Genomic DNA, 13,305 nt, shown 5'->3' on the forward strand with positions numbered 1-13,305 from the left:
TGTTTAGTTCTTTGTTATATGTGGGTTACAAACACTGTTTTCTCACCATCTGAATATAAGTTAAGGCATACTCACTTTTCCTTATTATTAATCTTCATGATTATTTCCTTGCAGTTGTTGTCAGCGAATCAGAAGTCGGCAAAACTGATCTTAGGTACAGTAATGTTTGCTAATGTGGTCACTTTGGTTCTGACAATTAAGGCTTTGATGGTTGATCATTCAATTGCGCGATTGATTTCAGAAAGCAACGATGTTAGCAGAATGCTTGCCGCGCAGGGACTTGGTGGATATGGGGTCGTATATGCAAACGTAGTCATGTTACCCGTGTTTGTTGCTTTATATCGGGTTCTAAGTAATCAAGAAACTAAGCATCATATTCTCATATTCCTTACTATCCTTAACTTCTTTTTATGCGTCGCTTTTTTAATTAAGTCTCAATATACGATAGCAAACGTTATAGCCTTTACTGGTTTGATTGTCATATTAATTCGTAGGAGCCTTATAATTTTTTCTTTAATGCTCCTAGGTGGAGTTGCCTTTCTAGCTTCCACTTCTTTTCTTTCTGATTTAGAGGTTCTTTTAAATTTTCTCGACGGTACAAGATATAAGGAAAAGTTATTGGATATTATTGCTGCTTCCTCAGGCAGTCATGAATCTGATGGCGCAGTAGGCAGTCGTAGTGATGCATATGTAATGAGTGTTAATACGTTCAAGGAGAATTTCTTATTTGGTATACTAGCCTTTGGAAAAGGAATTGGTCATCATTCTGATATCGTAGATAAATTTGCACAATGGGGAGTGTTCTTGGGTGGTGCAGTTGTGTATCTCTTATGTTATTACCCTCTGTACTTAAAGCGAAAAATGAAAAATTCTATTTCAATAGAATTAGGCGTGGTTCTGTTCGCTATGATTGCTATTGGAATGTTGAATACTATTACTATGGAAGTGAGTGTGCCTCTGGTTATGTTGTCTTGTGTATATGTTATATATCGCTCTCAGGCGCTACAGGAGGTAAAATGATTGTTCGTTTATGCTCTCGTTCGTTAAGGGCTATTCAGTTTTTGTTATCTACCCTTTTCGCTTATTTTCAGGTTATTTCATTTGTATTTAGGAATCTATTGTTTGGCTTTAAAGTTGCTTCAGCATACTCTGAGTCGCTCAGTTCTAGAGCGTTGGTCATAGTTTTGAGGTTATACGGTGCTAACATAGGAAAAAACTGTGATATTCAGCCAGGTATTACTTTTCATAATTGCAAAAACTTCAATAACCTGACAATAGGAAAAAATTGCCATATTGGAAAAAACTGCTTTTTCGACTTACGTGAGTCTATAACAATCGAAGACAATGTCGTCATATCAATGTTCAGTAAGTTCGTTACTCATATTGACATGACCAAAAGTTCATTGACTGAAGAGTTTCCAGCATCTTGTGCGCCAATCAGGATTGGGACAGATAGTTATTTAGGAATCAGTTCAACTGTACTTATGGGTGTTGAACTAGGTTCGAAGGTTTTAGTTGGTGCAAATAGTTTGGTCAATGTTTCGGTTCCCAGTAATTCCCGTGTTGCTGGGACTCCTTGCAAGGCTATTCTTAGTAAGAATACAAATGAGTCATTATGAAATTCAGTCTATTTTTATGTGCTCTTTGTTTACCAAGCCATTTTGTCCCTCTTAGGAATTAAATTTCATGTTATACCGAGCTGATATAGACGGCTTGAGAGCCTTGTCTGTACTTCTAGTTATTTTCTATCACGCGGATATGACACTTTTCTCTGGCGGTTTTGTTGGCGTCGATGTTTTCTTTGTTATTAGTGGTTTCTTGATAACTACTTTTGTATATGAAGAAGTTAAGAGTGGTAAATTTACCTATATTGGTTTTTACAAACGCCGCATAGCTAGACTGTTTCCTGCAGTGATAGTTTGATTATAATAGGGCCTCATCTTGAAGTTGGGGGAACCGGGAGTCTATCACCGACTATTTTCCTTGATAAAGACGAGTACAAGGAAAGCCTAAAGTTGTTAGTTTTGTTGAATAATGAGTATTTGAAGGCAGCAAATGAATATTTTAAATTGGAGTTTAGTAAAGGCGACGTACCAGTCATCTATCCGACTAAAATATGGAGTAGTAACGGAGGTATAACTCTGCATGATAGCAACTGGTCGTTTTTCAAAGATGCACATCACGTATCAAGAAGCAGTACCAACTATATTACGGCACGCTTGAGGCGAGAATTAGGTGTAATGCCCGCGCAGAATAGTCAATAATATGTAGTATTTATTTTGAGTCGAATAGCGAACTTAGGTTCTATTTACATGAGTAACTTAATATCAATCATGCCATGAAATAGTGGTTGATAGAACAGAATATTGATTGATCAAACTGTTTTAAAAACTTTCTAGCACCGCAGTAGTTTTGGCAGTTAGGAAGTTAACGTCGAAATTTATATACAATCAAGGAATGTTATCTTGAAATACCGTCCCGAAATAGATGGCTTACGAGCGCTTGCAGTTGTCCCCGTTATATTTTTTCACGCAGGATTTTCATTATTTAGCGGTGGGTTTGTTGGTGTAGATGTTTTCTTTGTTATTAGTGGATATTTAATTACGACAATAATAATGAAGGAAATGGCGCAAGGCGACTTCAGTCTAACGAGGTTCTATGAAAGAAGAGCTAGAAGGATTTTACCTGCACTGTTTCTAGTCGTTTTAGCTTCATTTCCTTTTGCATGGTATTGTTTATCACCAAGTGAATTGAAAGACTTCTCGAATAGTCTTGTAGGCGTTGCTACGTTTTCTTCTAATATTCTATTTTGGAGAGAAAGTGGTTACTTTGATACAGCTGCGGAGTTAAAGCCTCTATTACATACATGGAGTTTGGCTGTAGAGGAGCAATATTATATTTTCTTTCCAGTGCTGTTGTTGCTGATACAGAAATTTTGTAACAGGTTACTTGTTTTCCTATTATTTATCATTTCATTTGGCAGCCTTTTATTAGCCAACTGGGCTGTGGACAAATATCCTTCTGGTGCATTTTTCCTCCTGCCGATGCGGGCTTGGGAGCTCATGATTGGTGTATTCTGTGCCATATATCTAATCCGGGGTGAGTGGAATTTACCCAAGTTGTTTTATAATGTAGCGAGTTTAATTGGATTGCTATCTATTGTGATGGCTATTTTATTCTTTGATGAAAGTACTCCAACACCTAGTTATTATACGCTGCTGCCGACTATAGGCACTGCACTTATAATTTTATTTACTAGGGCTGAAACACTTACATTCAAGTTACTAAGCTTTAAACCCGCAGTTAGCATTGGTCTAATTTCGTATTCTGCTTATCTCTGGCATCAACCCGTCTTAGCGTTTGCTAGGTATTACTTGATAGATAGTTTAACCACTCTTGTTCTATCTCTGTTATGCTGTTTATCATTCATAATGGCCTACTTTTCATGGCGTTATGTTGAAAAACCATTTCGTCGTGGTACGCGTTTCAATCAAAATCGAGTCTTATGGGTATCTTCTGCCTCACTAATCTTTCTCGGTGCATTAGGGAGCTACGGGAATATAAGCAACGGATTCTACGATAATAGGGTTGAGTATCCAGTCGTTGTTAATTCAGAATTGTTGAAACTTGCTGGAGAAGACCGGCAGAAAGCGATAAGAGCTGGTGAGTGTCACTTTAATAGGCTTGGGAAGTACACCGATATCGATTCCTTTATAGATAATTGGCAGTGTCATTCTAGTTCTAAAAGCGATGATGTCTCCAATATACTGGTATTTGGAGACAGTCACAGTGCTGATAAAGCACTAGCACTAAGAAAAAATGGACTTGAAGTGACTCAGTTAGGTGGTGCTGCATGCGTTATTGCCCCAGATTACGTTAGCCAGGATAGGCGTTATTGTTCAAAACTGTTCAGTAAGGCAGAAGAGTTAGCTAAGTCAAATCAGCTATCAGGTGTGTTTGTTTCAAATAGGTTTATAGAGAGTGAACTAACTCTCCCTTATCTAGAAGCAATCTTTGAGTATTGGGGAGCCTGGGATGTTCCAGTATTCATTTTTAGCCCGATGCCTGATTTTTATTTACAAATTCGAGAGTTCAAACTTCATGGAACAACTAATATCTCCCCTAGTTTTTCGAGAGAAGAGAAGTTTTTTTCTTTGCTAAAGCACTCTAGCATTCCGTCTAATATTGAAATCGTTAAGACTTCAGAGCTTTGGTGCAAAGACCTTTCTCCAAGCTTGGAAAGACCCTGTAGTGTTGCAAATCAGTTCAGCATATTGATGACAAATAGAGATCATGTTTCAACAGAAGGCGCTAGAGTAATGGGCGAACAAATATTAGTTAACCCTAAACTTAAGAGTGTTGTTGGAAATATAAATTCACAATTTCCAACTAGTAATTAAAGCCGCCAATTGAATGTCGAATAACTTCAGATCACTAGTAAAGAATACTTCTGTATTGGGAGCCGCGAGGCTTGTCGAGTTTGTCATTGGCTTAGTAAAGATAAAAGTCTCTGCTATTTTTTTGGGTATTGCTGGTGTAGGTGTATTTAATCAGCTAAATTTTCTGTCTCAGAAACTTTCTACGTTTACCTTGCTGAGTACTGGTGAAGCGTTGGTAAAACAGATAGCTGAGCAACAAACTAGCAGTGACGAACTCGATACAGAGGGACGTGATATTGTGCTTTCATCACTGAAGGCGTATATCAGTTTAGTCTTCGTTTTTATGTCGCTAGTTGTTTTCGTAATCTTGTTATTTATGAGTGATGTAACCGTGTATGTTTTTGGTAGTCCAGAGCATACAGATGCATTTCTTGTCGGTATTGTCTCGCTACCATTGTTGGTTATAAACAGTATTCCATACGGAATACTGAGAGCATTCAATGGAATGATCGAAATAGCCAAGGCTAGAATTTGGTCAACGCTAGTAAATATCTTACATACGGTTCCGTTGATCTATTACTATGGTTTGGAAGGAGCTATTGCGTCGGTGTTCATCTGCCACTTAGTAGCGTTATTCTTTAATTATTATTACGCTCAGAAGCTTTACCTTAAAAAATATCGAATCAATTTCAAAGCAATTATTAGAGCCTCATATAATAAAGAACTCATAAGTGAGCTTCTTCAGTTTTCTGGGTTTGGTTTGACTATTGGCTTGTATGTGATTGCTAGTGAGTTTATTTGCCGTGCAATTGTTGTGTCAAATATGGGGATTGAGGCGATTGGCTTATATAGTCCGGTTGTCATGTGGTCGACTTTATTTACAGGCTTTTTAGTCCCCGCCCTTACTACGTATTTATATACCAGCCTATGCCAATCAAAAAGTAATGCAGAGATTTCTAGTCTCTTAAATGATGGTCTACGTTTAGCAGGCTTTGCAATGATGCCACTGCTTCTCTTAGCAATACCATACCGCGACCTTATTATTGTTATCTTTTATTCTTCCGATTTCTTGGAGGTCGAAAAATACCTTCCTTATCATTTTCTCGGTGTATTATTTCACGTATGGTTTAGTGTGCTATCTAGTTCAATGTCTTCAACAGGTCGAATTAAACAGCATGGCTTTTTTCGGTTTTTCTTTTTAACTCTGGATATATTGGTGACTTACGTTTGTGTCGATTACTGGGGGCTTTATGGTTGGATGCTGAAACATATTGTGAGTCCCGTCATTTTCTTCTTTATCTACATAATATACTGTCGAAATAAAATGGACTTACGGCTGTCCACTAGTAATCTTTCGATTATGATATATGCCTTTATTAGCCCTGTTTTACTTATTGCTCTTGATAATTTTGTGGTTTATGGCAGTGAGGTTAACTATATACTAGGGCCAGTTTTGGTAGCTGGAGCTTTCTTTTTGTTAAATCAGAGAGAAAAGAGTTTTGTAATTGAAAAAGTTTCGAAAATTAAGCAATCCGTTGTTGCGAAGCTTTGCTGATTATCGCAATTGAAACAAGGTTTAAAAATATGTTTTTTACAAACAAGGAATACAAGAAGTTTCACTCTAACAAGTACATGCTAAAAACACTGAGTGAAAATATTGATAAACACATTTGGTTGGTTTGTGCTCCAAAGTCTGGTTCTACTTGGTTAACACGTATTCTAAAAGATACGTTGAAGTGGGATGAAATAAAAATGGTCCCAAGTTTCGGTAACCGAGAGCAAGAAATTGATTTAAGTTGTTTGTTAAGCAAAGGTGCTTCAGGAAACGTATTAACACCGCATCAACACTGCCGATATAGTGCATATACTCACGAGATTATCGATGCGCTTGACACTAAGGTTATTTTCCAGGTCAGAGATATTTTCGACACGATATTAAGTTTTTACGATCACATTGAAATGGAAGGACCGACTTTTCCGAGTGGGTTCATGAATGAGAAGAGTTGGGCGTTAATGGATGAGCTGACTCGATACGAATATTTAGTTGATCTCGTCATACCTTGGTATTTCAACTTCTACTGCAGTTGGATGTCGTCAAGTCTTCATTCAGAAGGTCGATTGAAAATAATTACTTACAATGAATTGCGTAACGAAACTGTTAACACTGTTGCAGGGGTACTGAAGTACTGTGGCGAAGGTGAGAGTGCTTCAAAGGTTCAGGGTGTGTTAGATAAACAGAAGAAAAAGAAAAAGAACACACGCCAAAACAAAGGTGTTGTTGGTCGTGGTGATAGTTTGCCCGAGCATCTAAAAGAAAGAGTGAGGAGTTATACCAAATACTACCCTCATGTAGATTTTGGCCCAATGGGATTGTAAGGCTAGCTTAATGAAGGGAAAAAAGGTGGTAATTGTAGCGAACGCTGCGTTTACCATATTAAATTTTAGGCGGGAGCTTATCGAGACACTTGTGAACCGTGGTTCGAAGGTATTGGTAGCATGCCCGCCTAGCTGTAGTTTGATGTCTGGGCGTGACCTAGAGGGTGAATTTTCTGATTTGGGTGTGGACTTTACACCTGTAGATATGATGAGAAATGGAACTAACCCTATCAAAGACATCGGGTACCTGCGGCGTTTATATTCGCTTTTCAAAGCAGAGGAGCCAGATTACGTTCTGAATTATACGATCAAACCCGCAATATACTCTTCGATTGCTGCTCGTATGGCCGGAGTTAGTGTTATTTGCTCAAATATAACAGGTATCGGTTACGCTATGACTTCGTCTAGTGTTAAAGGGCGGCTGTTAAGTTTCGTTGTATCAAGTTTATATCGAACTGCGCTACGTTTTAATAAACGAGTATTCTTTCAAAATCCTGATGATAGAGAAGTGTTTGTTAATAAAGGTCTGCTAAACAAAGACGATACGGTTATTCTCAATGGCTCAGGCATTAATACGGAATCATTCAAGAGACACTCTGATATCCCTTCGAATTGCTCGTTTATCTTTGTTGGGCGCTTGTTGAGAGATAAGGGGATTTTTGAGTATATTGCAGCAGCTGAAAAGCTTAAAGAAATTAATCCAGCTATAAGGAGTTCGATTGCGGGCCAGATAGATGATAACCCTGAAAGCTTATCGCAGTCTGAATTGGATAACTTGTGTGAAAAAGGCGTTGTAGATTATTTAGGTGCAGTCTCAGATGTGCGCCCTTATCTAGAGCAACATCAAGTGTTGGTGTTGCCCTCATATCGTGAAGGTACGCCTCGATCTGTACTAGAGGCGATGAGTATGTCGATGCCAATTGTTACAACTGATGCTCCAGGCTGTAGAGAGACGGTAATAAATGGAGAAAATGGCTATTTAGCGAAGGTGAAAGATAGTGAATCACTTTACCTATGCATGAAAAGTTTTTTCGATCACCAAGATACAGTCAAAAGTATGGGACTTAAAAGCCGCCAGCTAGCCGAAGAAAAATACGATGTTAAGCAAGTCAACGAAAAAATCCTTTCTACGTTAACCGACTAAAAAATCGCAGCTATGCATACTTTTGTGAAAAATTCTGATTCAGTATTAGTTACCGGCGCTTCTGGGTTTGTAGGTAAGGCTTTGGCGCAAGCTTTAGGGGATAAAGTTGTTAAGAGTATTCAGCGTAGTAATCTGGAGATTAGTGGGTGTACGCATAGGCAGCTAGATATTAACGCGAGTACTGATTATGGCGACTTTTTGTTGTCTGTAAATACAGTGGTTCATTGTGCGGCGCGTGTTCATTTACAAGGTGAGCAGGAAGAGCAAAACTATGGCGAGTACCGAAATGTAAACTCCCTTGGTACTTTGAATTTAGCAAGGCAAGCAGCCGAAGCCGGTGTTCGCCGATTTATATTCTTGAGTACCGTCCTCGTCAACGGTGATAGTACTCAAAAAGGGCTTGCTTTTGGTGCTAGTGATATCGCGAACCCTTCGTCACCTTTTGCATCGTCTAAAATGGAAGCAGAATTTGGTTTGTTAGAAATAGCCAAACAAACAAATATGGAGGTGGTTATAATTCGTTCTCCTTTGGTGTATGGGAAGGGCGCGAAGGCCAACTTTGCTCAGATGCAAAAAATAGCGGAAAGAAATTTGCCCTTGCCCCTTGGAGCTATTCATAACAAAAGAAGCTTGATCGGAATTGATAACTTAGTACATTTTATTATTACTTGTCTTGACCACCCTAAGGCTGGCAATCAGGTCTTTTTAGTGAGTGATGGCTATGATGTTTCAACGACGCAGATCTTAACAGAGCTAACAATAGCGTCTGGACAAAAGCCATGGTTAATCCCTTTACCAGTTCCTTTATTGAAGTTAATTGCATCAATATTGGGTAAAGGAAAAATGGCAGATCGGCTCTGTAGTAACCTCCAAGTGGAGATTTCATATACCAAACAAGTGATAGGGTGGAAGCCGCCAATACCTTTTAATGAAGGGATTCGTCGCTGTTTTGGTAAGCTTCCTTGATACGCATGCTGTGTGTGCATGTGGTTTTTTAGTTTTTCGGTCACAGCTCCAGTGCTTTCTAGTGAATCAAGGTTTGGTTTCTTAGATTGTTACTGTTATCCTCTCAGCGATTTGGATAGGCTTGGTTGTTTAGGATTATAAAATGGAGAAAACGATTTTAGTAACTGGTGGAGCTGGTTTTATTGGTTCAGCTCTGGTTCGATATATTATTAATTGTTCAGATGATAAGGTTGTTAACGTTGATAAGCTTACTTATGCAGGCAACCTTGAGTCGTTGACCGCTGTAAGTAGCAGTGAACGCTACTTTTTTGAAAAAGTAGATATTTGCGATGCAGCTGAGATTAAACGGGTTTTTAATCAGTACAAGCCAGACTTAGTTATTCATTTGGCAGCAGAAAGCCATGTTGACCGTTCTATTGATGGCCCGGCAGCTTTCATCGAAACTAACATCGTTGGCACTTATGCGTTGCTAGCCGAGTCCAAAGAGTATTGGTCGGGGCTTGAAGAGTCTAAGCGTAACAATTTTCGTTTTCATCATATTTCTACTGATGAAGTCTATGGCGATCTTGATGGCCCGGAAGACTTATTTACTGAAGAAACATCGTATTCTCCAAGTTCTCCTTATTCGGCTAGTAAAGCAAGCTCAGATCATTTAGTGAGAGCTTGGAATAGAACTTACGGCTTGCCAACACTAGTTACAAACTGTTCGAATAATTATGGCCCCTATCACTTTCCCGAGAAGTTAATACCTCTTGTCATTCTAAATGCTCTAGAAGGGAACCCTTTGCCCATTTATGGCCAAGGGACCCAGGTTAGAGATTGGTTGTATGTTGAAGATCATGCGCGAGCGATATACTTAGTCGCAACAACTGGGTTAGTGGGAGAAACATATAATATTGGTGGTCATAACGAAAAACAAAATATCGATGTGGTCAAAACAATTTGTACTTTGCTTGAGGAGCTAGCGCCGGAGAATCCTCACTCTAAGCGATCAGGAAATAATGATGGGTTTGAAGGTTTAATCCGTTATGTCGAAGACCGTCCTGGGCATGATATCAGATACGCAATTGACGCGAGTAAAATAGCCAATGAGCTTAATTGGCTGCCTGAAGAGTCCTTTGAAACCGGCATTCGTAAAACAGTTCAGTGGTATCTCAGTAATTTAGAATGGGCTGGACGAGTTCAAGACGGTAGTTATCAACGTGAACGGCTTGGTGTAAGTCAAGACTAAGGAGAGCATATTGTGAAAGGAATAATTTTAGCGGGGGGCAGCGGAACAAGGCTTCACCCGATCACCAAGGGCGTGTCTAAACAACTATTGCCTATCTATGACAAGCCTATGGTTTATTACCCGATATCAATATTAATGCTCGCGGGCATAAGAGATATTTTGGTGATATCAACCCCTGACGACATTCAAGGTTATAAGAACCTATTAGAGGATGGGTCACAGTTTGGTGTCAACTTTGAATATGCGATACAAGAAAAACCAGAGGGATTGGCGCAAGCGTTCATTATCGGTGAGGACTTTATCGGCGACGATTCTGTCTGTTTAGTTCTAGGCGATAATATTTTTTATGGCCAGTCTTTTTCCAAACAATTAACTGATGCCGCAAATATGGAAGAAGGAGCAACCGTTTTTGGTTATCGTGTTCGTGATCCTGAGCGCTTCGGGGTGGTCGAGTTCGACGATAATGGCACAGTGATTAGTCTTGAAGAAAAGCCGGAAGCCCCAAAGTCTAACTATGCCGTGACAGGTTTATATTTCTATGACAATCGAGTGATCGATATTGCAAAGAGTATCAAGCCTTCTGCTCGTGGTGAACTTGAAATCACGGATGTGAATAATGCATATTTGTCTGCAGGTAAGTTGAGTGTATCTTTATTGGGAAGAGGCTTTGCTTGGTTGGATACGGGTACGCACGATTCATTACTAGAAGCCGGGCATTTTGTTCAGACGATTGAGCATCGTCAAGGGCTTAAAGTAGCTTGTCTAGAAGAGATAGGTTTTAACCAAGGCTGGATCAGTAAAGAGAGACTGCAAAAACAAGGTGAAGCTTTGTCTAAAACTGGTTATGGCCAATATTTGTTATCATTGTTGAGTTGATAGATGAAAGTAATTGAAACGCCGTTAAAGGATTGTGTTGAAATCGAACCGCGGGTATTTGGTGATGATCGAGGTTTCTTCTTAGAAACATTCCAGGCAGAAAGGTATCGCACTGAAGCAGGTATTAGTCAGGCCTTTGTTCAGGATAACCATTCCCGGTCTACTCGCGGGGTTTTGAGAGGTTTACATTTTCAAAAAACTAAACCTCAAGGTAAATTGGTGCGCGTTGTTTCTGGGAAGGTCTTGGATGCGGTTGTAGATTTACGAAGAGGTTCTGCTAGTTTTGGTGAGCATCATACGGTAATACTATCCGAAGAAAATAAGAAACAGTTTTGGGTGCCTCCAGGGTTTGCGCATGGTTTTGTGGTGCTTTCTGAGACAGCGGACTTCGAATACAAGTGTACGGATTATTATGACCCTTCAGATGAAGGTGGTTTGGTTTGGAATGATCCTACTCTTAGTATTGATTGGGGTATCGACGATGTATCGTTGTCCGAGAAAGATAGGGTTTTACCTACATTTAAAGAGTTATTTTCATAGCCCAGGTTTATATTTACCTTTTGAGTATTGAGCAGTGTTGATTCGTATATTTGATATTATTTTTTCGTTATTTGGTTTGGTGTTGGGCTTTCCAGTCTTGGTTGTGATTATGCTGATAGGGCTGTTTGATACAGGGTCGCCAGTCTTTCGGCAAGAGAGAGTAGGGCGAAATAAAAAGCCTTTTATTTTGGTGAAATTCAGGACGATGAAAGTCGATACAGCTTCAGTTGCGACTCACTTGGCAAACAGTGCCTCAATTACGCCTTTTGGAAATTTCTTACGTAAGACTAAACTCGATGAATTACCACAGTTGTGGAATGTGTTGAAAGGTGATATGAGCTTAGTTGGCCCTCGTCCAGGCCTGTTTAATCAGGAAGAATTAACGGCTGCTCGTGAGGCTCAGGATGTTTTTTCTGTTAGACCTGGTATTACAGGCGAAGCGCAGGTCAATGAAATCGATATGTCTACACCTGTTAGGCTTGCCGAAGTCGATGCGAAAATGATTCGAGAGTTGAACATTTCAAATTATTTTAAGTTTATTCTTATGACTGTTACGGGTAAGGGGGCTGGAGATAGAATCCAGTCTTAATTCAATACTTCGAATAACTCTGTTAGGGATAGAAAGTTAGAATGAGTGAAATGTCTACTGGTACAAAGCGAACACTCCTAATAATTGGCGCAGGTGGTCACGGCCAAGCAGTAATGGATTTAGCTGAAATTACTGGTGAGTATAGTGATATCTTCTTCGCTGATGATAATGCGCCGTCTGACGAACCCGTTATGGGCAAAGAAGTCGTTGCTAAGGTAGAGGATGTCTTTAAAGGTGACATCAAGGTCGATGATGTGTTTGTTGCGATTGGAAACAACAGTGTAAGAAAGCAGATTGTTGAGCGTTTAAAAGTAGAAGGCTTTAATTTAACGTCTCTCATACACCCACAAGCAACGGTAAGTAGGTATGCTCAAGTTGAAGCGGGTGTAGCGATTATGGCCGGTGCTTATGTTGGTACGAGTGCAGTCGTTAGAACTGGCGTAGTGATAAACGCGAATGCCACGGCAGATCATGACTGTGTGCTGCATGAATTTTCTCACCTTGGTGTAGGTGTTCAGCTTGCTGGCGGTGTTGAAGTAGGTGCAATGGCTTGGTTACAAGCGGGAAGTTGCTGTGGATACTTTGTAAAAGCTGAAAAAGGAAAAACCTATCCGCCAGGTTCAGTGCTTGCTTCGTAATTTTGAAAGTGGTTTGAATACAATCTATGAAGGTACCTAGCCGCTTTGAAGAGCTAGCTGGCAATGAATTACAACTTCTTGCTTTACTCTGTCGGCCGAGTCTTACAAAAGGTCAGGCCGAATTTGTTAAGCCACGGCTTCCAATCGTAAATATATCAAAGTTGAATGAGCTAGTAGCTCATCACCGCGTATCAGTGGCAAAAGGGGTCGGTGACACATAATAATCATTCGTATTACTTGCCCTACACCTAAATAAAGAGCAAAAGGGGTCGGTGACACATAATAATCATTCGCATTACTCAGCTTGAAAAGACCTTGGCTTAGGTCGATAATCAAGGCTAACTATCAAGAAAGATAGAGGAAGCTGAAATGCCAAGGAAGCCAAGAATGTATATGGCCGGAGTGCCGTGCCATGTAATACAACGAGGAAGCTGAAATGCCAAGGAAGCCAAGAATGTATATGGCCGGAGTGCCGTGCCATGTAATACAACGAGGAAGCAATCGGGAAGCGTGTTTCTTTCAGATCAAGATAATCAGTTTTATCTGGAATGCTTACAAGAAGCGCG

15 protein-coding genes are annotated in these 13,305 nt (G+C 39.8%); 14 read left to right on the forward strand and 1 reads right to left on the reverse strand.

Annotation, left to right across the window (positions count from 1 at the left end; genetic code table 11):
* The 14 genes from A3735_RS30925 to A3735_RS12015 form a co-directional block, all read left to right on the forward strand.
* The coding region (locus tag A3735_RS30925; RefSeq protein WP_231882547.1) for a hypothetical protein at positions 1-1,020 on the forward strand (1,020 nt) is incomplete at its 5' end.
* The gene (locus tag A3735_RS11955) at positions 1,017-1,619 is read left to right on the forward strand and encodes a DapH/DapD/GlmU-related protein (RefSeq protein ID WP_068638117.1); all 603 of its coding nucleotides are present in this window, start codon (positions 1,017-1,019) and stop codon (positions 1,617-1,619) included. The genes A3735_RS30925 and A3735_RS11955, both read left to right, overlap by 4 nt.
* A gap of 67 nt (positions 1,620-1,686) precedes the next feature.
* Positions 1,687-1,923: an acyltransferase gene (locus tag A3735_RS11960; protein WP_068553747.1), complete on the forward strand. Its 237-nt coding sequence runs from the start codon at positions 1,687-1,689 to the stop codon at positions 1,921-1,923.
* Entirely contained in the window at positions 1,920-2,264 is a 345-nt protein-coding gene (locus A3735_RS11965; RefSeq protein WP_068553748.1) for a hypothetical protein, read from the forward strand. The genes A3735_RS11960 and A3735_RS11965 overlap by 4 nt, the downstream gene beginning before the upstream one ends.
* A 201-nt stretch (positions 2,265-2,465) precedes the next feature.
* Positions 2,466-4,400, forward strand: coding sequence for an acyltransferase family protein (locus A3735_RS11970; protein ID WP_068638118.1), 1,935 nt, complete (start codon positions 2,466-2,468; stop codon positions 4,398-4,400).
* 13 nt (positions 4,401-4,413) lie between these two features.
* Complete coding sequence (locus A3735_RS11975) at positions 4,414-5,934, forward strand: polysaccharide biosynthesis C-terminal domain-containing protein (RefSeq protein WP_068553211.1); 1,521 nt, start codon at positions 4,414-4,416, stop codon at positions 5,932-5,934.
* Between the two features lie 29 nt (positions 5,935-5,963).
* On the forward strand, positions 5,964-6,755 hold the full coding sequence (locus A3735_RS11980) for a sulfotransferase domain-containing protein (protein ID WP_068553213.1): 792 nt from the start codon (positions 5,964-5,966) through the stop codon (positions 6,753-6,755).
* A gap of 10 nt (positions 6,756-6,765) precedes the next feature.
* The gene (locus A3735_RS11985) at positions 6,766-7,899 is read left to right on the forward strand and encodes a glycosyltransferase family 4 protein (RefSeq protein WP_068553215.1); all 1,134 of its coding nucleotides are present in this window, start codon (positions 6,766-6,768) and stop codon (positions 7,897-7,899) included.
* 24 nt (positions 7,900-7,923) lie between these two features.
* Positions 7,924-8,865, forward strand: a complete 942-nt coding sequence (locus A3735_RS11990) for an NAD-dependent epimerase/dehydratase family protein (RefSeq protein WP_197481244.1) — start codon at positions 7,924-7,926, stop codon at positions 8,863-8,865.
* Between the two features lie 142 nt (positions 8,866-9,007).
* Positions 9,008-10,096, forward strand: coding sequence for a dTDP-glucose 4,6-dehydratase (gene rfbB, locus A3735_RS11995; protein ID WP_068553219.1), 1,089 nt, complete (start codon positions 9,008-9,010; stop codon positions 10,094-10,096).
* Positions 10,097-10,108: 12 nt separating this feature from the next.
* A complete protein-coding gene (rfbA, locus tag A3735_RS12000; RefSeq protein ID WP_068553914.1) occupies positions 10,109-10,972 on the forward strand; it encodes a glucose-1-phosphate thymidylyltransferase RfbA in 864 nt (287 codons plus the stop codon).
* A gap of 3 nt (positions 10,973-10,975) precedes the next feature.
* Positions 10,976-11,512, forward strand: coding sequence for a dTDP-4-dehydrorhamnose 3,5-epimerase (gene rfbC / locus A3735_RS12005; RefSeq protein WP_068553916.1), 537 nt, complete (start codon positions 10,976-10,978; stop codon positions 11,510-11,512).
* Between the two features lie 34 nt (positions 11,513-11,546).
* Positions 11,547-12,101 carry a sugar transferase gene (locus A3735_RS12010; protein WP_368664590.1) on the forward strand — a complete coding sequence of 185 codons (555 nt, stop codon included), beginning with the start codon at positions 11,547-11,549 and terminating at the stop codon, positions 12,099-12,101.
* Positions 12,102-12,142: 41 nt separating this feature from the next.
* On the forward strand, positions 12,143-12,739 hold the full coding sequence (locus A3735_RS12015; protein ID WP_068553918.1) for an acetyltransferase: 597 nt from the start codon (positions 12,143-12,145) through the stop codon (positions 12,737-12,739).
* 295 nt (positions 12,740-13,034) lie between these two features.
* On the opposite strand, the gene A3735_RS31910 is transcribed toward A3735_RS12015, so the two are convergent.
* Positions 13,035-13,305, reverse strand: a 271-nt coding sequence (locus tag A3735_RS31910; protein WP_231882548.1) for a hypothetical protein, incomplete at its 5' end; no start/stop codon positions are given.

Source organism: Oleiphilus sp. HI0061, from assembly GCF_001635675.1.

Coding starts and splice junctions, on each gene's coding strand:
- A3735_RS11955 (WP_068638117.1), top strand. CDS start 1,017: ATGATTGTTCGTTTATGCTCTCGTTCGTTAAGGGCTATTCAGTTTTTG.
- A3735_RS11960 (WP_068553747.1), top strand. CDS start 1,687: ATGTTATACCGAGCTGATATAGACGGCTTGAGAGCCTTGTCTGTACTT.
- A3735_RS11975 (WP_068553211.1), top strand. CDS start 4,414: ATGTCGAATAACTTCAGATCACTAGTAAAGAATACTTCTGTATTGGGA.
- A3735_RS11980 (WP_068553213.1), top strand. CDS start 5,964: ATGTTTTTTACAAACAAGGAATACAAGAAGTTTCACTCTAACAAGTAC.
- A3735_RS11985 (WP_068553215.1), top strand. CDS start 6,766: ATGAAGGGAAAAAAGGTGGTAATTGTAGCGAACGCTGCGTTTACCATA.
- rfbB (WP_068553219.1), top strand. CDS start 9,008: ATGGAGAAAACGATTTTAGTAACTGGTGGAGCTGGTTTTATTGGTTCA.
- rfbC (WP_068553916.1), top strand. CDS start 10,976: ATGAAAGTAATTGAAACGCCGTTAAAGGATTGTGTTGAAATCGAACCG.
- A3735_RS12015 (WP_068553918.1), top strand. CDS start 12,143: ATGAGTGAAATGTCTACTGGTACAAAGCGAACACTCCTAATAATTGGC.